The following is a 19,498-nucleotide window of genomic DNA, read 5'->3' as shown; positions in this document are numbered from 1 at the left end:
CCGGTGGCGACATGCCGCCGGAGGCCTGTTTTTGCTACTAATTCCCATACTGTTGGCCGGCGAAACCCGTCTGTGGGGTCGCCGCGCTGCTGCGATTTGGCGGCTCTGCTTGTCTGTCGCCATTGACAAGCCATCTTTGCTCCTCCACCTCATGCCCGAACCTCAGCGCTATGCGCTGATAGCTGATTGAGCGTGCGTCGACGTGGACGTGTGTCGCTCGGGTGATCAAGAGGCTGCCGGCATGACCGGGTATTTTTCCTCCCCCTTTGCGCGCCGGACATCGGTCGGCGTCGATGTCGGCGGCGTGGTCGTCGGCGGCGGCGCGCCGGTCGTCGTGCAGTCGATGACCAACACCGACACGGCCGATATCGACCAGACCGTCGCGCAGGTTGCGGCTTTGCATCGCGCTGGCTCCGAGATCGTGCGCATCACCGTCGATCGTGACGAGAGCGCCGCCGCCGTGCCGCGCATCCGCGAACGGCTCGAGCGGCTCGGCATCAATGTGCCGCTGGTCGGCGACTTCCACTATATCGGGCACAAGCTGCTGGCCGACCATCCAGCCTGCGCCGAGGCGCTGGCCAAATACCGCATCAATCCCGGCAATGTCGGCTTCAAGGACAAGAAGGACCGCCAGTTCGCAGCGATCGTCGAAATGGCGATCAGATACGACAAGCCGGTGCGCATCGGCGTCAATTGGGGGTCGCTCGATCAGGAGTTGCTCACCCGGCTGATGGACGAGAACCAGAGCCAAGGCTTCCCGCTGACGGCGCAGGAAGTAACCCGCGAGGCGATCGTGCAGTCGGCCATCCTGTCGGCCGAAATGGCCGAAGAGATAGGCCTCGCCCGCGAAAAGATCATCCTGTCGGCCAAGGTCAGCGGCGTGCAGGATTTGATCGCGGTCTATACCGAGCTTGCCACGCGTTCCAACCATGCGCTGCATCTTGGCCTCACCGAAGCCGGCATGGGATCCAAGGGCATCGTCGCCTCGTCGGCTGCCATGGGCATCCTCTTGCAGCAAGGCATTGGCGACACCATCCGCATCTCGCTGACGCCGGAGCCGAATGGCGATCGCACGCGTGAGGTGCAGGTCTCGCAGGAACTGCTGCAGACCATGGGCTTCCGTCAGTTCGTGCCGATCGTCGCCGCTTGCCCCGGCTGCGGTCGCACGACCTCCACCGTGTTCCAGGAGCTCGCCCAGAACATCCAGGCCGATTTGCGCAAGAACATGCCGGTCTGGCGGGAGAAATATCCCGGCGTCGAGAACCTCAAGGTCGCGGTGATGGGCTGCATCGTCAACGGCCCCGGCGAATCCAAGCACGCCGATATCGGCATATCGCTGCCCGGCACCGGCGAGACGCCGACCGCACCCGTCTTCGTCGACGGCAAGAAGTCGGCGACGCTGCGCGGTCCGTCGATCGCCGCCGATTTCGAGAAGATGGTTGCCGACTATATCGAGCAGCGGTTTGGCCAACACGGCAAGGCTGCGGCCGAATAAGCCATGCGGGGGCTGCTCAAAGCCGGTGTGATCCTGCTCTGCGGGCTGGGTGCCGGACAGGCGCTCGCCGATCCACCGCAATCGCGCTCGGCGGCGAAACGATTGATTGGCCGTGTCTGTGACCTGATCGAGACGCATGCCGAGCGGAACGGCCTGCCGAAGGATTACTTCGCCCGGCTGATCTGGAAAGAAAGCCGCTTCGATCCCAATGCGGTTAGCCCGGTCGGTGCCGAAGGGATCGCCCAGTTCATGCCGGGCACCGCCAAGATGCGCGGGCTAGCCGATCCTTTCGACATCGACCAGGCGATCCCGGCTTCGGCGAAATATCTCGCCGAAATGAAGACCGGCTTCGGCAATCTCGGCCTGGCGGCGGCTGCCTACAATGCCGGCGAGAGCCGGGTTTCGCGCTGGCTGGGTTCCGGCGGTTTCCTGCCCATGGAGACCGAGAGCTACGTCTTCGACATCATGGGCGAACCGGCCGACAAGTTCTCCGACAGCGCCTACGCCGGAACGATCGAGCCGCTCGACGCGAAAACCAGCTTTGCCGTCGCCTGCCGCAAGCTGCCGGTGATCATGTCCAGAACCGTGGCGATGGCCTCGATCAATGTGAAGCCATGGGGCGTCCAGGTGGCCGGCAATTTCCGCAGGGGAGCTGCGATCAATCAGTGGCTGCGGGTCAGGAGCCGGTTTCCGGCGCTGCTGTCCGGTCGTGACCCGGTGGTCAGCCGGGTGCGCACGCCGATCGGCCGACGCGGCATCTACGCCGTCAGGATCGGTGTCGACGACCGTGCCGCCGCCAACGTCATCTGCCAGAAACTGCAAAGCGTCGGCGGCGCCTGTATCGTCGTGCGCAACCGATAGGCCGAGGGGGCGACATGACGGCCAAAATCGTCCTGCTCAATGGCGTCGGCAGCGCCGGCAAAAGCTCGATCGCCAGGGCGCTGCAAACGATCGCCACCGAGCCGTTCCTGCATGTCCAGATGGATGCTTTCATCGACATGCTGCCGCCGGCGCTGCAGGATCATGCCGACGGGTTTTCCTTTGAGACGGTGCTGGAGGACGGCAAGCCGTCGGTGGTGATCAGGAGCGGGCTGATCGGCGCGCGAACCATGCGCGGCATGCGCCATGCCATCGCCGCCATGGCCGGGCAAGGCAACAATCTCATTGTCGACGACGTGATCTTCAATGACGAGATAGCGGAGTACCGCATGCTGCTGTCGGGTTTCGATCTGCATCTGGTCGGCGTCATGGCGCCGCTGGAGGTGCTGGAAGCGCGCGAGGCCGCGCGCGCCGACAGGCTGCCTGGCCTGGCGCGCTGGCAATATGGACGCGTCCACAAGGGCATGGACTACGACCTCGAAGTCGACACCAGCCGGCTGACGCCGCTTGAATGCGCCCGTCGCATCCAGGAAAGATTCCGACTATAGTGGCCGGTGTCTTTGACACGATCGCAGCTTTTACCAATTGCCCAAAACGCCGATAGCCGTCTCTGGCCTGCAAAGTCGTGTCGATTAAATATTTATGAGCCTTGCTGTAGTAAGACAGGTCGAAATTTCTGGCGAGACCTTTGGGGCCGTTAACGGGGGAAATCATGCCGGTGACAAATTTCCTTGGACGCGTCGTCGGTGAACTTGAAACGCCGCGCGCCAAACGGCCGTTCGGTTCTGGCTGGCTGTCCGGCTCGATTGGCTTGCTTGCCGGGGTCACCGCCCTGCTGATGGTCATCGTGCTGCGCTACCCGTCGCTCACATCGATGCCGGATCTGGCCCCCATCCACCAGATGCTGTTCTTCAAGCCGGTGCTCTATTTCGTCCTCATCTCCGGCTATATCCTGGCGATCCTCAGCATGACGCTGCGCAGGCAAAAGACGCTCGGCGCGGCAGCGATGTTCACTGTGCTGCTGGCGTCGCTGGTCGGCATGCTTCCGGTGCGCCATCAACTGCACATCGAAGGGGTGTTCTTCGGGCTTGATTTCTTCATCCTGAACGCCCTGTTCATGGGTGTGCTGTTCGTTCCGCTCGAACGTCTTTTCGCGCGCAACAAGGATCAGACCGTGTTCCGCGACGAATGGCGCGAGGACCTGTTCTACTATCTGGTCTCATCGCTGCTGGTGCAGATTTTGACCTACCTGACCTTGGCGCCGTCCAACTTCGTCAATGCGCAGGGCGCCCTTGGTTCGGTGCGCGCCTGGGTCCACGACTTGCCGTGGCTGGTGCAACTGCTGGCGGTAATGTTCCTGACCGACCTTGCCCAGTATTGGGTGCATCGGGCCTTTCATCGCATTCCCTGGCTGTGGAAGTTCCATGCCGTGCACCATTCCGCCAAGTCGATGGACTGGATTGCCGGTGCGCGCATGCATTTCCTGGAAATCATCGTGCTGCGCAGCCTGACGGCCACCCCGATGTTCGTGCTGGGGTTCGATGAATCGGCTATCCAGACGTATATATTGATCGTCTACGTCTATTCGTCTTTCATCCATTCCAACATCGGAACCAGTTTCGGTCCAGTCGAAAAGGTGCTGGTGTCGCCGCGTTACCACCACTGGCATCACGGCCTCGAGAAAGAAGCGATCGACGTAAACTTCGCCATCCATTTCCCGCTGCTCGACCGGCTGTTCGGTACCCACCATATGCCCGAAGGGCGCTGGCCGAACGGCTACGGCATTCACGGACATCCCGTTCCGAACGGATACTGGCAGCAATTCCTCTATCCCTTCCGGCGCGGCTAGACTGGAGTCCTTCGCGAAGCGCGCGTGTCACCGCGCCTGGCGAGGTTAGCCCAATCCATGACAAGCGACAGAGCCCCGAGATGCGTGACGGCTACATAATCTGCGGCACGCCGAGAACCGGAAGCACCTTGCTGTGCGGCCTTCTGGCCTCGACGAAAACAGCCGGCGATCCGCACTCGTTCTACCGGCGGCAGGACAAGGCGGAATGGGCCGAAGAGTGGAAATTGCCGCATCCCGAGACGATGAGCGCGCATGATTTCGACCTCGCCTATCTCGGTGCGGCAATCAGCGCGGGAAGGGGCGGAACGGGCGTCTTCGGCTTGCGCCTGATGCGGGAAAACCTGGATGAACTCTCGGCAATCCTCGACCGGATCTACCCAGACCTGCCATCGGACAAAGCACGCTTTGAAAAGGCCTTCGGGCGGGTCCTCTACATCCATCTTTCGCGCGAAAACAAGCTGGCGCAGGCGGTGTCGCTGATCAAGGCCGAGCAGACCGGGCTTTGGCACATCGCGCCCGACGGAACCGAGATCGAACGAGTCGCACCGCCGCAGGAACCCCGCTACGATTTCAAGCGGATCCAGCGCGAGCTTGCCGAACTCGAAGCCTATGACGCGGGCTGGAACGTCTGGTTCGCGGAGCAGGGGATCGTCCCGCTGCGCATCGGCTATGAGCGCCTGTCAGGCGATCCGGCAGCGGCATTGGCATCCATCTGCAAGGCCCTGGGCGTTCCGGCGCCGAATGCCGCCGACGTAAAGCCGGGCGTCGCCAAGCTCTCGGACGAGATTAGTCTGGACTGGATGCGCCGCTATCGTCTGGACGCGGCGATTTGATCAAGCCCTCTTTACCGCGACCGTTTCGCTGAGCCATGTGCCGATCTTGCTGCCGAGGCGGTCGGGCGACACCGGCTTGGGCAGATAGTCGTCCATTCCGGACTCGATACATTTGTCGCGGTCGCCCTTCAGTGCGTGCGCGGTGACGCCGATGATTGGTGTGTGATTGCCACTCGCTGCCTCCGCCGCCCGGATGGCGCGGGTCGCCTCGTAGCCGTTCATCTCCGGCATGGAGACGTCCATGAGGATCAGCTTCGGCCGCAGCGCCCGGTACATCTCGACGGCCGTGCGGCCATTGCTGGCGATGCGGTAGCTGAGGCCAAGCCCATTGAGGATTTGGCCGAACACCAGCTGGTTCACGTCATTGTCCTCGGCGATCAGAATATCGATCGGGCCGTTTGGCGTGGCGATCGATTCAGGCACTGTGGCCGCCGGAATTGCCGGGCCGCGAATGACGGTGAAGGCGGGTGGCGTCACGGGTGCCGCCTGCGGAACGACAGGCTCGCGAACGAACTGGGCCTTGCCGATCTGGGCCCGCGCTTTCTGGATGGCCGAGATGACGGTGCCGAGCAGGATGGCCGAGCGCGCCGGCTTGGTGAGATGCGCGGCGATGCCGAAATCGATGACCATCTTGCCGAAATCGACCTGGTCGACGGAGGTCAGCAGCACCACCGGGATGGCGGAGAGACGGCTGTCGGCGGAAATCGCCTTGGCGACATCGGCGCCGTTCATGCCGGGCATCTGGTAGTCGAGGATGATGCAGTCGACCGCAGCACCGAGTTGGCTGGCCCGGTCTAGAAAGGCGAGGCCGACGGCGCCGCTTTCGGCGGCCGCGCAGTCGAAGCTCCAGCTTCTGAGCTGCTCCAGCAAGATCTCGCGGTTGACCGGGTTGTCGTCGATGACCAGCACGCGGGCGCCGGTGACATCGACCGGCACGATCTCGTTGCGCGTGTCCTGCTGATGCGCCGGCAGCGGCACGGCGAACCAGAACACCGAGCCGCGGCCGATCTCGCTTTCGACGCCGATCTTGCCGCCCATCAGGTCGATGAGGCGGGCGGCGATGGCAAGGCCGAGGCCGGTGCCTTCATGGCGGCGCGTCGACGAGCCGTCGACCTGCGCGAATTTCTCGAACACGTTCTCGAGCTTCTCGGCAGGAATGCCGATGCCTGTGTCCTCGACGCGGACCTTGAGCTGGACGATGCCGTCGACCACCTCGCCGCCGACATCGATCAGCACATGGCCCTTCTCGGTGAACTTCACCGCATTGCCGAGCAGATTGGTGACGATCTGACGAAACCGTCCGGCATCGCCGACGACATGGGCAGGCAGGCGCGGGTCGACACGCACGATCAGCTCGAGGTTCTTTTCGGCGACGCGCGCCGACACCAGTGTGGCCACGTCCTCGACCGCTTCGGCAAGCCGGAAGGGTGCAGGATCGAGCGTCAGCTGACCGGCATTGATCTTGGAGAAATCGAGGATGTCGTTGATGATGGTGAGCAGCGCATTGCCGGACTTGACGATGACTTCGGTGAAGGTCTTCTGGCGCGCGTTAAGCTCGGTCTTGGCGAGCAGTTCGGCCATGCCCAGCACGCCATTCATCGGCGTGCGGATCTCATGGCTCATATTGGCCAGGAATTCCGATTTGGCGCGGTCGGCCGCTTCGGCCTTGAACAAGGATGCGGCGGATTCGGTGAAGGCGCGGCGGATCGCCTTTTCCATCGGCCGGAAGATCCAGAGGGCAACGATGGCAAGAACCGCGAACAGAAGGCCGCTTGCCCACAACAGCAGCCTGTCGCTGGAGGCGTCGGCCAGATGGCGTTCGCCATCCATGGCGGTACGCACACGCACCAGCATCGGCTGGACGAACAGGTCGTTCTGGTTGAGGATTTCGCGCGAACTCCATTCGTCGGTCTGTTGCGCCGCCGACATCAGGTTGAAGTTGCGCACGATGTCGCGCGACGACCAGAACAGGTCGCCGTTGACGGCGGCCGACGAGAGTTCGTCCAGCGTTTTGGCCGATAGGCTCGGCTTGATCGCGGCCAACTCCGCGGACAGTGTTTCGATCTCGCTGGTCAGGCGTTGCGAATGGCCGCGCGCGGCGGCGGCAAGGCCGTCACGGGTTTCGGTGCGCCAGGTCGTGCTGGCGGTTTCGGCAAAGCTGGAGGCGTTGCGCAGGTCGCGGGTGAAGACGACGAGATTGCTGCTCAGCGCGTCGATGTCGTGGCGGAAGGAATTGACGCGATTGAGCGCAAACATCACCGCGGTGGAAGCCAGCGCAAAGATGAGCAATCCCGAGATGTAGCGGATCCGGATCGAGCGGATGAAGAAAGAATATTCCGGCATGCGCAACCCCAACACATACGCATCATTTTAACGGTCGGGATTACGCTTGATTTACATTAAAATTCCGTTCGCGCCTGGCGGGCCGTCAAGATCCTGGCTGCACGTGCCCGGAGTTGGCGCCATAGAGGGTGGCATCGCATTCGCGCATCATGCGCAGTGCTTCTTCCTCGGTCAGGCCGAACTTGCGCATCATGCTCCGGATTTCGGGGCCTACAGCTATCTCCACCGGTCTTGCCGCCTGGCGGGTCTTCCTGGCCTTTTTCTTGGACATCAGTACGTTTCCCGTCTTGACCGACACATGTTTCGCATCAGCCCTGGCCCGGCCTCACCGTGCTGCGCCAGACCATGGGCGCATGGCAGATCAGGCGGCTGCCAGCCTCCTCCCGCGCGCCGGTCGCGAGCCGCACGGCGCGCCTGGCGATCTCCTCGATCGGCGGCGAGAACGTCGTCAGCCGGTAAGAGGCCCAGTCGGCCTGTTCAATGTCGTCAAAGCCGATGACGCAGAGATCGCGGGGTACGTTGATGCCGAACTCGTGGCGGGCCGCATCGAGAAAGCCGCACGCAATCAGGTCGGTCACGCAGAACGCCGCATCCGGCCGCTGCCGGCCGGAAAAGAGCCGCCTGGCGCCATCGGCTCCGGTGGCATAGCCGGTGCGGCCCTCGCGCCACACGGTCACCTCCAGCCCTTCCTTCTGCGCGGCGGTAAGGAAGGCGGTTTCGCGGGAGAGCAGGCTGGGCGTGCCGGCAGCCGAGGTCACCAAAGCGGGGCGGGTACAGCCGGCCCGGATGAAGGCATGCAGCGCTGCCTCTGCGGCTGCAGCGTTGTCGACACCGATATTGTGCGGGCCGTCGAAGCGGTCATCGCGATTGATCAGCACCAGCCGCTGGCCGTTCTCAAGACAGGTGCGGATCAGCAACTGCGGCGGCGAGCCGGACAGAACGATGCTCGCATCGGCGCGATAGTTCAGCGTGTTGCGCAGCGCCTGGTCGACATGGTGGCTGGGGCCGGAGGTGTTGAACACCATGGCCATTTTGCCGGCGTCCCGCAGATGTTGGGTCAGCGCCTTCTGCAGGCGGGCATGATAGGGCGTGTCGCCATCGGCAACGATGAGGCAGACAATGCCGGTCGAGGCCCGCATCAGGCCGCGAGCCAGATGGTTGACGTGATAGCCGAGTTGCTCGGCCGCCAGCATCACTCGCTCGCGGGTTTCCCCGGAAACGGAAGCGCCGGGCGTGAAGGTACGTGACACCGCCGAACGTGAAACCCCGGCGAGGTCGGCAACCTGCTGGGCGCTGGAAAAACCGGTGCGGATTCTCGGAGCCGTCAAGCCAACGCTCTCGCTGCTGTTTTCGTGATTCTTTGCACGCCCGTGCAATGTAATGCAACTCTTCTGCCATTGCCACCCACCGCACTTGACAGGCATGGCCGAATGCAACAGCTTTGCACAGCCGTGCAATACAAGCCGGCTCAAGAGTGGCATCGGAGGAATACCCTGTCCATTTCGCCGAAGACGGCATTGAGGGCGCGATTGTCCGGACCGGCTGCATGAGCAGGGCGGCGGCGCATCCGAAGGCGGACCGGCTGTCCAAGGCCGAGATGGACAGGCGTGCCGAGGTCTGCCGGAAACTGCTTGTCACGGCCGGGCAACTGGCGATGGAAGGCTATGCCCGGCAGGGCGCCGTCCAGCCGGTGGCGATGAAAGGCCCGCAGGATTTTCTCACTGAAACCGACGGTAAGGTCGAGGAGCACATCCGCGCCACGCTGGCAGAGGCTTTTCCGCAGGACGGGTTTTTGGGCGAGGAAGGCGGCGGCATCGGCTCTGCCCGCATGTGGGTCGTCGACCCGATCGACGGCACCGCCAATTTCATGCGCGGTATTCCGCATTTCTGCATTTCGATAGCTTTCGTCGAGGACGGCCGCAGCGAGATCGGCGGCATTGCCAATCCGGCCGTCGGCGAAACGTACTTTGCCCGTCGCGGGCAAGGCGCGACGCGCAATGGCGCGCCGATCCATGTGTCGCCGACGCAAGCGTTCGACCGCGCCTTTGTCGAGTTCGGCTGGTCGCCGAGGATTCCCAATCGCGACTATCTGGACAAGGTGAGCCTTGTCTGGGCACTCGGCGCCAATGTGCGGCGCTCCGGCTCCGGAGCGCTTGGGCTGGCCTATGTGGCCGACGGCCGCTCGGATGCCTATGCCGAGCTGCACATCAATTCGTGGGACTGCCTGGCCGGATTGCTGCTGGTGGAGGAGGCCGGCGGCCGGGTGAACCGGTTCCTCGACGGCGATGGCATGGCGAAGGGCAATCCCGTGCTTGCGGCAGCACCCGGTGTTGCGGCGACATTGTCCCAGGTGATCGGAGTGCCGCTCGACGACGGGTAGATCGTTTCCAGTGAGAAGACAGGGAGGAATATCGATGAAGACATTTGACAGTAAGCGAGGCTTGCGCGCCGCCTGGCTTGGCCTTGGCGCGGCGCTGGCCATGTTCGGATTGGCGGGTGCCGCCCAGGCGGCCGATCGCAGCCTCACAATGTATTGCGCCGTCGACGAGGCCTGGTGCCGGGCGATGGCGACCACCTACCAGAAGGAGACGGGCGTCAGCGTCGACATGACCCGCATGAGCGCCGGCGAAATCTACGCCCGCCTCCGGGCCGAGAAGGACAATCCGCAAGCCGATATCTGGTGGGGCGGCACCGGCGACCCGCATCTGCAGGCGGCGGAAGAGGGCCTCACCCAGGAATACAAGTCGCCGCAACTGGCAAACTTGCGCGACTGGGCGCTGAAGCAGGCCGACAGGTCGAAGAACCGCACGGTCGGCATTTATCTCGGTGCGCTCGGCTATGGCTACAATGAGGAAGATCTGAAGCAGCGCGGGCTGACCGCGCCGGCGTGCTGGGCCGATCTGGTCAAGCCGGAATTCCAGGGCGAGATCGAGATGGCCGACCCGAATTCATCGGGCACGGCCTGGACCATGCTTGCCACCATCGTCCAGCTGATGGGCGAGGACAAGGCATTCGACTATCTCAAGCAGCTCAACAAGAACATCGCCGAATACACCAAGGCAGGGGCCGCGCCGGCGCTCGCCGTCGGCAAGGGCGAGACGCTGATCGGCATCTCCTTCCAGCACGACGTGATCAATGCCGCGAAACAGAACCCTGCCGTGAAGGTGGTGTCGCCTTGCGAAGGCACCGGCTTCGAGATCGGCTCGATGAGCATCGTGACGGGCGCCAAGCATGCCGAAGAGGCGCAGAAATTCTACGACTGGGCGCTGAGCCCGGATGCGCAGAAGCTCGCGGCGCCGAACGGCAGCTTCCAGATTCCGTCGAACACCGCCACGCCGGTGCCGCCCGAGGCGCCGGACCTCTCGAAGATCAAGCTGATCGACTACGATTTCGCCAAATACGGCTCGTCGGCCGAACGCAAGCGGCTGTTGAAGAAGTTCACCGACGAGGTCCGCAATGGCGGCTGAGCGCGTTCTTTTGCGCTCGCTCTAGCATCTGATCGCCGGCTGCCCCTCGCCGCGGCCGGCGCACCATCCTTTGGCAACAGAAAGACATTGAATGGCCGCGGCCGGTTCCATGGTCAGTTCCGCTCCTGGACGAAGCGCGCTCGCCTGGGTAATGGCCGCGTGGGCGAGCTTCGTGCTCTTGCCTTGGTACAAGGTCGAAGGCGGCTTCCTTTCGTTCGACTGGCTGGCACAGCCGGCGGATGCGACGCCGGCCATCATCCTGGCGCTCGGTGGCCGGCCCTGGCTGTTGCCGCTTATCCTGCCGCTTCTGCTGGCGAGCTGGCTGGTGGCGCGCAACAACCCCAAGAGCCTGGCGGTTGCAGGCGCGGCGGGCCTGCTGTGGCTGGCCATCGAAGGCTTTTCCATCATCCATTCGGGCTGGGGATTTGGCTTGCTTACCCGGATCGCCGGCACGCCGGGACCGATGCAGCCCGGGCTTGGCTGGGGCGCGGCGCTCTATGCCGTGGCGATGCTGATGTTCATCGCCGAGGCGCTCGCTGCGCGGGGATGGTGCAAGGGCGACCGTTTCGTCGTCGGCTCGCTCTCAATCGTGATTGCTTCGCTGATCCTGTTCGTCGCCTATCCGCTGCTGTCGATCCTCACCTCGGCCATCAAGGACAATGACGGCAATGTCGTGCCGGCGCTGTTCTTCGACAAGATCTTCAGCGCCAACATATGGAGCCTGCGCTGCCTCTATGGCGAGGGCTCCTGCGGCGTGGCGTGGAACACGGTGGCGATCGCAGTCCTCGTCGGCTTTTTCTGCACGGCGCTCGGCCTGGCGCTGGCGCTGATCGCGCTACGCACCAAGCTGCCGGCCAAATGGTTGCTGCGCGGCCTGTCCATCCTGCCGATCATCACGCCGCCCTTCGTCATCGGCCTGGCGCTGATCCTGCTGTTCGGCCGCGCCGGCATCGTCACCAACCTCATGTCGGTGCATCTCGGCATTCCGCGCAGCCGCTGGATCTATGGCATGGCCGGCATCACCATCGCGCAGGTGCTGGCCTTCACGCCGATCGCCTTCCTGGTTTTGGTCGGCGTGCTGCAAGGGGTCAGCCCGAGCATGGAGGAGGCGTCGCAGACCCTGCGCGCCAGCCGCTGGCGGACGTTTCGCACCGTCACCTGGCCGTTGATCCGGCCGGGCCTGGCCAGCGCCTTCCTGATCTCGTTCATCGAGAGCATGGCCGATTTCGCCAATCCGCTGGTGCTGGGCGGAAACTTCAACGTGCTGTCGACCGACATCTTCTTTGCAGTGGTCGGTGCGGCGCACGACCAGGGCCGCGCGGCGGTGCTGGCGATCGTGCTGTTGATGTTCACGCTGGCAGCCTTCGTCATCCAGCGCCGCTGGATCGGCAGCCGCAGCTACGTCACCGTCGCAGGCAAGGGCGATGGCGGCGTACCGGCGACGCTGCCCAAGGCCTTGCGGATCGGCTGCTACGCCGCCGTCGTTCCGTGGCTGGTTCTGACCATCGTGGTCTACGGCATCATCCTGGGCGGCGGTTTCGTGCAATCGATCGGGCGCGACAACACGCCGACGCTCGAATATTTCCTCACCGCCTTTTCGATCGAGAAAGGCGTCAATGGCTGGTTTTTCAGCGGCTCGGCCTGGCCGTCGCTGCTGATGACCATCGGCCTGGCGCTGGTGGCGATGCCGTTCACCGCGGCGCTCGGCATCCTGACGGCCTATCTGCTCGACCGGCAGCGTTTCGCCGGGCGCACCATGTTCGAGTTCCTGGCCATGATGAGTTTCGCCATTCCCGGCACGGTGATCGGCGTCAGCTATATCCTTGCCTTCAACGTGCCGCCGGTGCAGTTGACCGGCACCGGGCTGATCATCGTCATCTCCTTCATCTTCCGCAACATGCCGGTGGCGATCCGTGCCGGGCTCGCCAATCTCGGACAGATCGACAAGAGCCTGGACGAGGCATCGCTGACGCTTGGGGCGCGGTCTTTTGCTACCTTGCGGCGGGTGATCCTGCCGATCCTGAAGCCGGCGATCGTGACCGCGATGATCTACAGTTTCGTGCGCGCGGTGACGGCGGTCAGCGCCGTCATCTTCCTGGCGAGCGGCCGGTTCAATCTCGCCACGGTCTACATTGTCGGGCGCGCAGATGTCGGCGAATACGGCATCGCGATTGTCTATTCGGCGGTGATGATCGTTGTCATGATGGTCATCCTCATCGGCATCCAGCTGCTGGTCGGCGAACGCCGGCTCGGCCGGCGCCGGCCTGGGGCGGAAGCCGTGGTGGCAGCAATCTGATGGGGAGAAGCGGCGTGGATCAGACGGCGAAGAATGCTGCCCCGGTTGTCACGGACAGGCCGGCCGTGCGGTTCGAGGGCGTCACCAAGAAATACGGCGCGGTGATCGCCGTCGACAATGTCAGCTTCGACATCGCGCCGGCCAGCCTGGTGACGCTGCTCGGGCCCTCGGGTTGCGGCAAGACGACGACGCTCAGGCTGATCGCCGGGCTGGAACAGACCAGCACCGGGCGCATCCTGATCGACGACAAGGATGTCACCTTGCTGTCCGCCGCCGAGCGCGATGTCTCCATGGTGTTCCAGTCCTATGCGCTGTTTCCGCATATGAACGTGATGGAGAATGTCAGCTACGGCCTGCGGGCGATGGGGCTTGGCAAGGCGCAGGCAGCCGAGCGCGCCGCCGAAAAGCTGTCGCTTGTCGGCCTGTCCGGCTACGAGAAGCGCCAGCCGAGCGAGTTGTCCGGCGGCCAGCAGCAGCGCGTCGCGGTGGCGCGCGCCATCGTGCTGGAGCCGAAGGTGCTGTTGTTCGACGAGCCGCTGTCCAATCTCGACGCCAAGCTGCGCCGGCGGGTGCGCGACGAAATCCGCGGTCTGCAGCAAGATCTGGCGCTGACCATGGTCTATGTCACGCATGACCAGGAAGAGGCGCTCGCCGTCTCCGACCGCATCATCGTCATGAACGCCGCTCGCGTCGCCCAGGACGGCACGCCGCGCGACCTCTACAACGAGCCGACCAACCGTTTCATCGCCGACTTTATGGGCGACGCCAATCTGCTCGATGTCGAGGTGCTTTCCAGCAATGCGACCAGTGCCAGGGTCAAGGTCGGACCCTTGCTGCTCGACATGCCGGCTCGCGGTAACGCTCCGGGACCGGCGATGCTCGCTGTGCGCCCGAATGCCGTGCGAATCTTGCCCGGCCAGCCAGCGGGCACCATGAAGGGCCAGGTGGTCAAGAGCTCGTATCTCGGCGACCACATGGAATACCGCATCGCGATCAGCGATCCGGCGGTCGAACTGTTCGCGACATCGCCTGATGTCACACCCGCTGTGGCGGAAGGGACGATGGTCGGGATCGATTTCGATCCGGCGAAGATCGTGCTGATCAAAGACGATTGAACGCGCCGGGAAAGCACCTTCGAAAAAATCCAGCCTGAATGTCACACCGGCCGGACCTGCCTCGTCATGATGGCGTACCCAACACAAGGACTGCAATCATGACCGCCAAAATCGACCTCTTCGCCGCCGCCCCTGCGCTGATCAAGCAGTGGCAGCGCGCATCGACCGAACTCTCCGTCGCCGCCGGGCTCGAGCACAGCCTCAACGAGCTGGTGAAGCTTCGGGCGTCGCAGATCAATGGCTGCGCCAACTGCATCAATCTGCATGCCACCGAAGCGCGCGAGAATGGCGAGACCGAGCAGCGCATCTATCTGCTGCCGGCCTGGCGCGAAGCGCCCTGCTACAGCGACCGCGAGCGTGCCGCGCTCGGCTGGACCGATGCGCTGACGCGCCTCTCGGAAGGACAGGACCGCGAAAGCGCCTATGATGATCTTAAGGCGCATTTCACCGAGGAGGAGCAGGTGAAGCTCACCGTTTTGATCAACATCATCAATGGCTGGAACCGCATCGCCGTTGGCTTCGGGCTCTACACCGACGCAGCAACGATACGCGCCAGCGCCAAGGCGGCCTGATGACGGCGACGGCACCCGACGACGCGGCAGCGGGCTTCGGCCCGCTGCGTCCGAAGCTGATGCGGGTCGCCTATCGCATGCTGGGCTCGGTGAGCGACGCCGAGGATGTCGTGCAGGATGCCTTCATCCGCTGGATGGGGACCGACCGCTCGCAGGTTCGCGAGCCAGAAGCGTTCCTGCGCCGCACGGTGACGCGGCTTTGCCTTGACCAGCTCAAATCCACGCGGCGCCAGCGCGAGACCTACATCGGCCCTTGGCTGCCCGAGCCGATCGTCGAAGAGGACGATCTTGAAGATGTCACCTTGCCGCTGATGTTGGCGCTGGAGCGGCTTTCGCCGCTCGAGCGGGCGGCCTTTCTGCTGCACGATGTGTTCGGACTGGAATTCGAGGAGGTCGCGACCGCCATCGAGCGCGATTCAGCCGCCTGCCGCCAGCTTGCCGCTCGCGCACGGGGCCATGTCCGCGAGGCGCGGCCTCGCTTCAAGGTGGAGAAGCAGCGTGGCCTGGAGATCGCCGAAGCCTTTTTCGTGGCATCGCGCAGCGGCGACATGGAGGCGCTCGGCGCGCTGCTGACGGAAGATGTCAGCGCTCATGCCGATGGCGGCGGCAAGCGTCCGGCGGCTTTGGCGCCGGTGCTGGGCTTCGACGCCGTCATGAAGCAATACGCGCAAGTCGCGGCCTGGCTGCGCGACAATCGCTCGACGCTGGTGCGCATCGGCTTCGTCAATGGACTGCCGGGGTTCGTCACGCGGGAGGCCGATGGCGAACTGCAGACGACCGCGCTTGACATCGAGGACGGGAAGATCGCGGCCGTCTATGTCATGCGCAATCCCGACAAGCTCAGGCATCTGCGTTAGACCCGATTGAATCGGAGCGAAATACCGGTTCGGCCCGCCTCCAAAAGCCGGCCCTTCCTGTGTGCGACCCGAGGACGATGTCAGGGCTGCCCTTTGCCGCTGCCGCCACGACCTCTAGGATGCCTTCTCCCCGTCACGTGGCTGGATCAGCCTGCGCGCGGCATCTGCTCCTGCCGCAAGGAAGCGATCCGACAATTCGGTCCCTGCCACCGCGCGGGCCAGTTGAAGCGCGCCGATGAGGGTCGCAAAGACGCCCATGGCAACGCCTTCCGGATCCCTGGCCTGCGGAAGCGCTGCAGACAGCTGACGCACCAGAACCAGCAAGCGTTCGGTATAGACTTGTCGCGTTTCGAGCGGCTGACGCGCGAGTTCCGGGAGCAGCGCGGCGTTGGCGCAGCCCGTTCCCGGATTGTCCCGGTGCCCGGCTGACAGATACGCCGCTATCCCCATCTCCGGACCACCGGCGGCCAATACCTCTTGCAGTTGCTGCACCTGGCTCTCTAGCGCCGCTACCAGGCTTTCACGCACAAGCTCCGCCTTGGATTGGAAATGCGGATAGAAGGCTCCGTTCGTCATCCCGGCGTCGCCCATAATGGCTGCCAGTCCAGACGCGGCGATGCCGTCACCGCGAAAACGCTGGGCTGCGACCTCCACGATGCGATCGCGGGAGGCGTCCTTTCGGCCCTTTTCGTAGCGCATGGCTGCTATTCCTTTCTGCTATTGCATTACGATCGTAATGTGATATTATGATCATAATTCAACCAGCGAACGAAAGCTAGCCCCAGTGGCTTTGGAGCATAAAAAATGAATGCGAACTCTGGAAAGACCGCAGTCGTGACCGGAGCCTCTTCGGGCATCGGCCGCGCCAGTGCCGAGGCCTTGGCGCGGGCGGGGTATACCGTCTTCGGGACAAGCCGCAGCAAGGCCGGCAACGGCCCGGCTAAGGTGTCCATGCTGACCTGCGACGTGACCGACGGGGAGTCCGTCAGCGCCCTCGTTGCAACCGTGCTGGCCCAGACCGGTCGTATCGATCTGCTGGTGAACAATGCCGGTGTCGGCCTGCTTGGCGGCGCCGAGGAATCTTCGGTCGCACAGGTGCAGGCTCTGTTCGACGTCAATCTGTTCGGCGTCATGCGCATGACCAATGCGGTGTTGCCGTCGATGCGGCGCCGCGGCCAAGGGCGCATCGTCAACATCGGCTCGATTCTAGGATTGGTGCCCGCGCCATACTCAGCGCACTACTCGGCGGTCAAGCACGCGCTGGAGGGCTATTCGGAATCGCTCGATCATGAGGTTCGCGCCTTCAACATTCGCGTCTCGGTCATCGAGCCGGCATTCGTGCGCACCGTCTTCGACCAGAACGGCATCGAGCCGGATTCCCTGTTGAAGGACTACGATCAGGCGCGCGCCGGTCTCAAGGCGCTGCTTGCCGATGTGATGCCCAAAGCCGATCGGCCGGAAGTGGTGGCGGATGTGGTCGTCAAGGCAGCGACCGACGCCCGTCCGCGACGGCGCTATACCGCAGGGAAGGCAGCGCGCCAGGTCAGCCTGCTGCGCCGCTTCGCCCCCGCGGAGATGTTCGACAAGACCTTGCGCAAGCAGTTCCGCTTGCCGGTCTGAACAACGGCGGGACGGAGAATTTCACGCACAAACGGCACACCAACAGGCACTTCAGAAAGTCACTGCCATGAAGGCATTCGTTGTCGACAAATATAACAAGAAAGGCATTTTGCGGCTGGCCGAGATGCCGGAGCCGGAACTGCTGGACAATGACGTCCTGGTCGAGGTCCATGCCGCAGGAGTGAACCTGCTGGATTCCAAAATCAGAACCGGTGAATTCAAACTCATCCTTCCCTATCGCCGGCCCTTCATTCTCGGTCACGACGTGGCTGGAAGGGTTGTCAGGGTGGGCTCGAAAGTCCGCAAATTCAAACCCGGCGACGCCGTCTATGCGCGGCCGCGCGACGGCCGGATCGGGACATTCGCCGAATTCATCGCAATCGATGAAGCCGACGTGGCGCTGAAGCCGGCGAACCTCAGCATGGAAGAGGCGGCCTCGATCCCGCTGGTCGGTCTGACCGCCTGGCAGGCTCTCATCGAGAGGGCGGGTCTGAAGACAGGCCAGAAGATCTTCATCCAGGCTGGCTCCGGCGGCGTGGGGACATTCGCCATCCAGTTGGCAAAGCATCTCGGCGCGATCGTTGCGACAACAGCGGGCGCGGCAAGCAACGATCTGGTCAGGGATCTCGGCGCCGATGTCGTCGTCGACTACAGGAAGGACGACTTCGAGAAAATCCTGTCGGGCTACGACGTCGTCCTGAACAGCCAGGACGCCAAGACGCTTGAGAAATCCCTGACTGTGCTGAAACCGGGTGGGAAGCTCATCTCGATTTCCGGTCCTCCGGATCCCGAATTTGCCAGGAAACAGGGACTGAACGTGGTGCTAAGGCTGCTGCTGCGCCTGCTGAGCCGTGGTATCAGGACCAAAGCCAAGCGCCGGGGCGTGGGATTTTCGTTTCTGTTCATGTCGGCGCAAGGTGAGCAACTGAGCAAAATCACGTCCCTCATCGAAGATGGGGCGATTCGCCCGGTCGTCGACAGGGTCTTTCCTTTTGAAGCGACCAATGAGGCGCTGGCTTACGTCGAAACAGGACGCGCCAAGGGCAAGGTCGTCGTCAAGGTCAGATAGCGCGCCCAGTTGCTTTGGGGCATTTGAGAGACACCAAGCAAGGCAGCGCAAGGCCGACAAATTCCGAAAACGGTTCGGCATCCGATTGCCCAAACCTCAGTTGTTCCGGATTGCCACGAAGCTTGCCGCTGCCTTCAGCAAGGCTGCCTGTTCACCGTAAGGCTCAAGCAATTCATGGGCCTGCTTGACCAGCCCATGGAGCTGGCTGCGCGCCCAGTTCGCGCCATGCAGCGCCACCAGCGTCGCCTTGCCGGCGGCTGCGTCCTTGCCGGTCGCCTTGCCCATCTGGCTGGCATCGGCGGTCAGGTCGAGCAGGTCGTCGGCGAGCTGGAAGGCAAGCCCGACCGCCGAGCCGAATTCGGCCAGCCGGTCGCGGTCCTGCGGTGCGGCGCCGGCAATGATCGCGCCGGCTTCGCAGGCGAAGCGGATCAGCGCGCCGGTTTTCATCGCCTGCAGCCGGATAATGCCGGCTTCGTCCGGCCTGCTGCGCTCGGCTTCGAGATCGAGCGTCTGCCCGCCGACCATGCCCCCAGTGCCGGCCGCGCGCGCCAGCGCCAGCACCAGCGCCGCCCTGCGCTCCGCCGGCAGCGCCGTCGCCTCATCGGCGAGGACATCGAAGGCAAGCGTCAGAAGCGCATCGCCGGCAAGTATGGCGGTAGCTTCATCGAAGGCCTTGTGCACGGTCGGCTGGCCGCGGCGCAGATCGTCGTCGTCCATGGCAGGCAGATCGTCATGGATCAGCGAATAGCAATGCACGCATTCGAGCGCCGCCGCCACGCGCATCGCCGCCTCGCCATCGGCGCCAAAAAGGGCGGCACTTTCCATGACCAGGAAGGGGCGCAGCCGCTTGCCGCCGTTCAGCACGCCATGGCGCATGGCCGCCATCAGACGCTCCGGTCGGGCGATCTCGCCGGCAAGCGTGCGGCCGTCGAGCAGCAGCCTGAGCCCGGCCTCGATCGCCGCCGCCCGCCCCAGAAGTGCGGCCTCAAAGGCCAATTGCTCGTCTTTCGTCATGGCCGGGAGCGGTAGCCGACACTCAGACGTTGCGCAAGAAGCCTCGCGCCATTATGCCGGAGGCGGGAGAGTGGCGCGGGTGGGGGCGG

18 protein-coding genes are annotated in these 19,498 nt (G+C 63.8%); 13 read left to right on the top strand and 5 right to left on the bottom strand.

Going from position 1 to position 19,498, the window contains the following annotated elements; genetic code table 11:
* Positions 1-241 precede the first annotated feature (241 nt).
* From ispG to NKH22_RS21435, 5 genes are all read left to right on the top strand, one after another.
* Positions 242-1,495, top strand: coding sequence for a flavodoxin-dependent (E)-4-hydroxy-3-methylbut-2-enyl-diphosphate synthase (ispG, locus tag NKH22_RS21455; RefSeq protein ID WP_023742770.1), 1,254 nt, complete (start codon positions 242-244; stop codon positions 1,493-1,495).
* A 3-nt stretch (positions 1,496-1,498) separates the two neighbouring features.
* Positions 1,499-2,356 carry a transglycosylase SLT domain-containing protein gene (locus NKH22_RS21450; protein ID WP_352522058.1) on the top strand — a complete coding sequence of 286 codons (858 nt, stop codon included), beginning with the start codon at positions 1,499-1,501 and terminating at the stop codon, positions 2,354-2,356.
* 14 nt (positions 2,357-2,370) lie between these two features.
* Positions 2,371-2,922, top strand: coding sequence for a chloramphenicol phosphotransferase CPT family protein (locus tag NKH22_RS21445; protein WP_352910847.1), 552 nt, complete (start codon positions 2,371-2,373; stop codon positions 2,920-2,922).
* A gap of 164 nt (positions 2,923-3,086) precedes the next feature.
* Positions 3,087-4,223 carry a sterol desaturase family protein gene (locus NKH22_RS21440; RefSeq protein ID WP_352910846.1) on the top strand — a complete coding sequence of 379 codons (1,137 nt, stop codon included), beginning with the start codon at positions 3,087-3,089 and terminating at the stop codon, positions 4,221-4,223.
* Positions 4,224-4,303: 80 nt separating this feature from the next.
* Positions 4,304-5,056 carry a Stf0 family sulfotransferase gene (locus NKH22_RS21435; protein ID WP_023711633.1) on the top strand — a complete coding sequence of 251 codons (753 nt, stop codon included), beginning with the start codon at positions 4,304-4,306 and terminating at the stop codon, positions 5,054-5,056.
* Here NKH22_RS21435 and NKH22_RS21430 read toward each other — a convergent pair whose 3' ends face one another.
* The 3 genes from NKH22_RS21430 to NKH22_RS21420 form a co-directional block, all read right to left on the bottom strand.
* Positions 5,057-7,399, bottom strand: coding sequence for a response regulator (locus NKH22_RS21430; protein ID WP_023684019.1), 2,343 nt, complete (start codon positions 7,397-7,399; stop codon positions 5,057-5,059).
* An 85-nt stretch (positions 7,400-7,484) separates the two neighbouring features.
* Positions 7,485-7,670: a hypothetical protein gene (locus NKH22_RS21425; RefSeq protein WP_023684018.1), complete on the bottom strand. Its 186-nt coding sequence runs from the start codon at positions 7,668-7,670 to the stop codon at positions 7,485-7,487.
* A 37-nt stretch (positions 7,671-7,707) separates the two neighbouring features.
* Complete coding sequence (locus tag NKH22_RS21420; protein WP_352910845.1) at positions 7,708-8,727, bottom strand: LacI family DNA-binding transcriptional regulator; 1,020 nt, start codon at positions 8,725-8,727, stop codon at positions 7,708-7,710.
* Between the two features lie 218 nt (positions 8,728-8,945).
* On the opposite strand from NKH22_RS21420, the gene NKH22_RS21415 reads away from it, so the two are divergent.
* The 6 genes from NKH22_RS21415 to NKH22_RS21390 all read left to right on the top strand — a co-directional run bounded on the left by NKH22_RS21415 (position 8,946) and on the right by NKH22_RS21390 (position 15,706).
* Positions 8,946-9,779 (top strand): inositol monophosphatase family protein, encoded by an 834-nt coding sequence (locus tag NKH22_RS21415; RefSeq protein WP_050588586.1) that lies wholly within the window; start codon positions 8,946-8,948, stop codon positions 9,777-9,779.
* A gap of 61 nt (positions 9,780-9,840) precedes the next feature.
* On the top strand, positions 9,841-10,866 hold the full coding sequence (locus NKH22_RS21410; RefSeq protein ID WP_023711637.1) for an ABC transporter substrate-binding protein: 1,026 nt from the start codon (positions 9,841-9,843) through the stop codon (positions 10,864-10,866).
* 91 nt (positions 10,867-10,957) lie between these two features.
* Entirely contained in the window at positions 10,958-13,162 is a 2,205-nt protein-coding gene (locus tag NKH22_RS21405; RefSeq protein ID WP_502899913.1) for an ABC transporter permease, read from the top strand.
* Between the two features lie 14 nt (positions 13,163-13,176).
* Entirely contained in the window at positions 13,177-14,277 is a 1,101-nt protein-coding gene (locus NKH22_RS21400) for an ABC transporter ATP-binding protein (protein WP_352459714.1), read from the top strand.
* A 98-nt stretch (positions 14,278-14,375) separates the two neighbouring features.
* Positions 14,376-14,849, top strand: a complete 474-nt coding sequence (locus NKH22_RS21395; protein WP_023673089.1) for a carboxymuconolactone decarboxylase family protein — start codon at positions 14,376-14,378, stop codon at positions 14,847-14,849.
* Positions 14,849-15,706, top strand: a complete 858-nt coding sequence (locus NKH22_RS21390) for a sigma-70 family RNA polymerase sigma factor (RefSeq protein ID WP_352910841.1) — start codon at positions 14,849-14,851, stop codon at positions 15,704-15,706. The genes NKH22_RS21395 and NKH22_RS21390 overlap by 1 nt, the downstream gene beginning before the upstream one ends.
* A 114-nt stretch (positions 15,707-15,820) precedes the next feature.
* Here the strand turns inward: NKH22_RS21390 and NKH22_RS21385 are convergent, their stop codons facing one another.
* Positions 15,821-16,405, bottom strand: a complete 585-nt coding sequence (locus tag NKH22_RS21385) for a TetR/AcrR family transcriptional regulator (RefSeq protein WP_352910839.1) — start codon at positions 16,403-16,405, stop codon at positions 15,821-15,823.
* 105 nt (positions 16,406-16,510) lie between these two features.
* Here NKH22_RS21385 and NKH22_RS21380 point away from each other — a divergent pair, with 105 nt between their 5' ends.
* Complete coding sequence (locus NKH22_RS21380; protein WP_352910836.1) at positions 16,511-17,326, top strand: oxidoreductase; 816 nt, start codon at positions 16,511-16,513, stop codon at positions 17,324-17,326.
* Positions 17,327-17,393: 67 nt separating this feature from the next.
* Positions 17,394-18,395 (top strand): NADP-dependent oxidoreductase, encoded by a 1,002-nt coding sequence (locus NKH22_RS21375; RefSeq protein ID WP_023736995.1) that lies wholly within the window; start codon positions 17,394-17,396, stop codon positions 18,393-18,395.
* Between the two features lie 96 nt (positions 18,396-18,491).
* On the opposite strand, the gene NKH22_RS21370 is transcribed toward NKH22_RS21375, so the two are convergent.
* Complete coding sequence (locus NKH22_RS21370; protein ID WP_023736994.1) at positions 18,492-19,409, bottom strand: polyprenyl synthetase family protein; 918 nt, start codon at positions 19,407-19,409, stop codon at positions 18,492-18,494.
* Between the last annotated feature and the right edge of the window lie 89 nt (positions 19,410-19,498).

This window comes from Mesorhizobium sp. M1252 (assembly GCF_040318265.1).
Lineage (GTDB): Bacteria > Pseudomonadota > Alphaproteobacteria > Rhizobiales > Rhizobiaceae > Mesorhizobium.
This window is presented reverse-complemented; position numbering and strand designations above follow the sequence as displayed.

Coding starts and splice junctions, on each gene's coding strand:
- ispG (WP_023742770.1), top strand. CDS start 242: ATGACCGGGTATTTTTCCTCCCCCTTTGCGCGCCGGACATCGGTCGGC.
- NKH22_RS21450 (WP_352522058.1), top strand. CDS start 1,499: ATGCGGGGGCTGCTCAAAGCCGGTGTGATCCTGCTCTGCGGGCTGGGT.
- NKH22_RS21445 (WP_352910847.1), top strand. CDS start 2,371: ATGACGGCCAAAATCGTCCTGCTCAATGGCGTCGGCAGCGCCGGCAAA.
- NKH22_RS21440 (WP_352910846.1), top strand. CDS start 3,087: ATGCCGGTGACAAATTTCCTTGGACGCGTCGTCGGTGAACTTGAAACG.
- NKH22_RS21435 (WP_023711633.1), top strand. CDS start 4,304: ATGCGTGACGGCTACATAATCTGCGGCACGCCGAGAACCGGAAGCACC.
- NKH22_RS21430 (WP_023684019.1), bottom strand. CDS start 7,399: ATGCCGGAATATTCTTTCTTCATCCGCTCGATCCGGATCCGCTACATC.
- NKH22_RS21425 (WP_023684018.1), bottom strand. CDS start 7,670: ATGTCCAAGAAAAAGGCCAGGAAGACCCGCCAGGCGGCAAGACCGGTG.
- NKH22_RS21415 (WP_050588586.1), top strand. CDS start 8,946: ATGAGCAGGGCGGCGGCGCATCCGAAGGCGGACCGGCTGTCCAAGGCC.
- NKH22_RS21405 (WP_502899913.1), top strand. CDS start 10,958: ATGGCCGCGGCCGGTTCCATGGTCAGTTCCGCTCCTGGACGAAGCGCG.
- NKH22_RS21395 (WP_023673089.1), top strand. CDS start 14,376: ATGACCGCCAAAATCGACCTCTTCGCCGCCGCCCCTGCGCTGATCAAG.
- NKH22_RS21390 (WP_352910841.1), top strand. CDS start 14,849: ATGACGGCGACGGCACCCGACGACGCGGCAGCGGGCTTCGGCCCGCTG.
- NKH22_RS21385 (WP_352910839.1), bottom strand. CDS start 16,405: ATGCGCTACGAAAAGGGCCGAAAGGACGCCTCCCGCGATCGCATCGTG.
- NKH22_RS21380 (WP_352910836.1), top strand. CDS start 16,511: ATGAATGCGAACTCTGGAAAGACCGCAGTCGTGACCGGAGCCTCTTCG.
- NKH22_RS21375 (WP_023736995.1), top strand. CDS start 17,394: ATGAAGGCATTCGTTGTCGACAAATATAACAAGAAAGGCATTTTGCGG.
- NKH22_RS21370 (WP_023736994.1), bottom strand. CDS start 19,409: ATGACGAAAGACGAGCAATTGGCCTTTGAGGCCGCACTTCTGGGGCGG.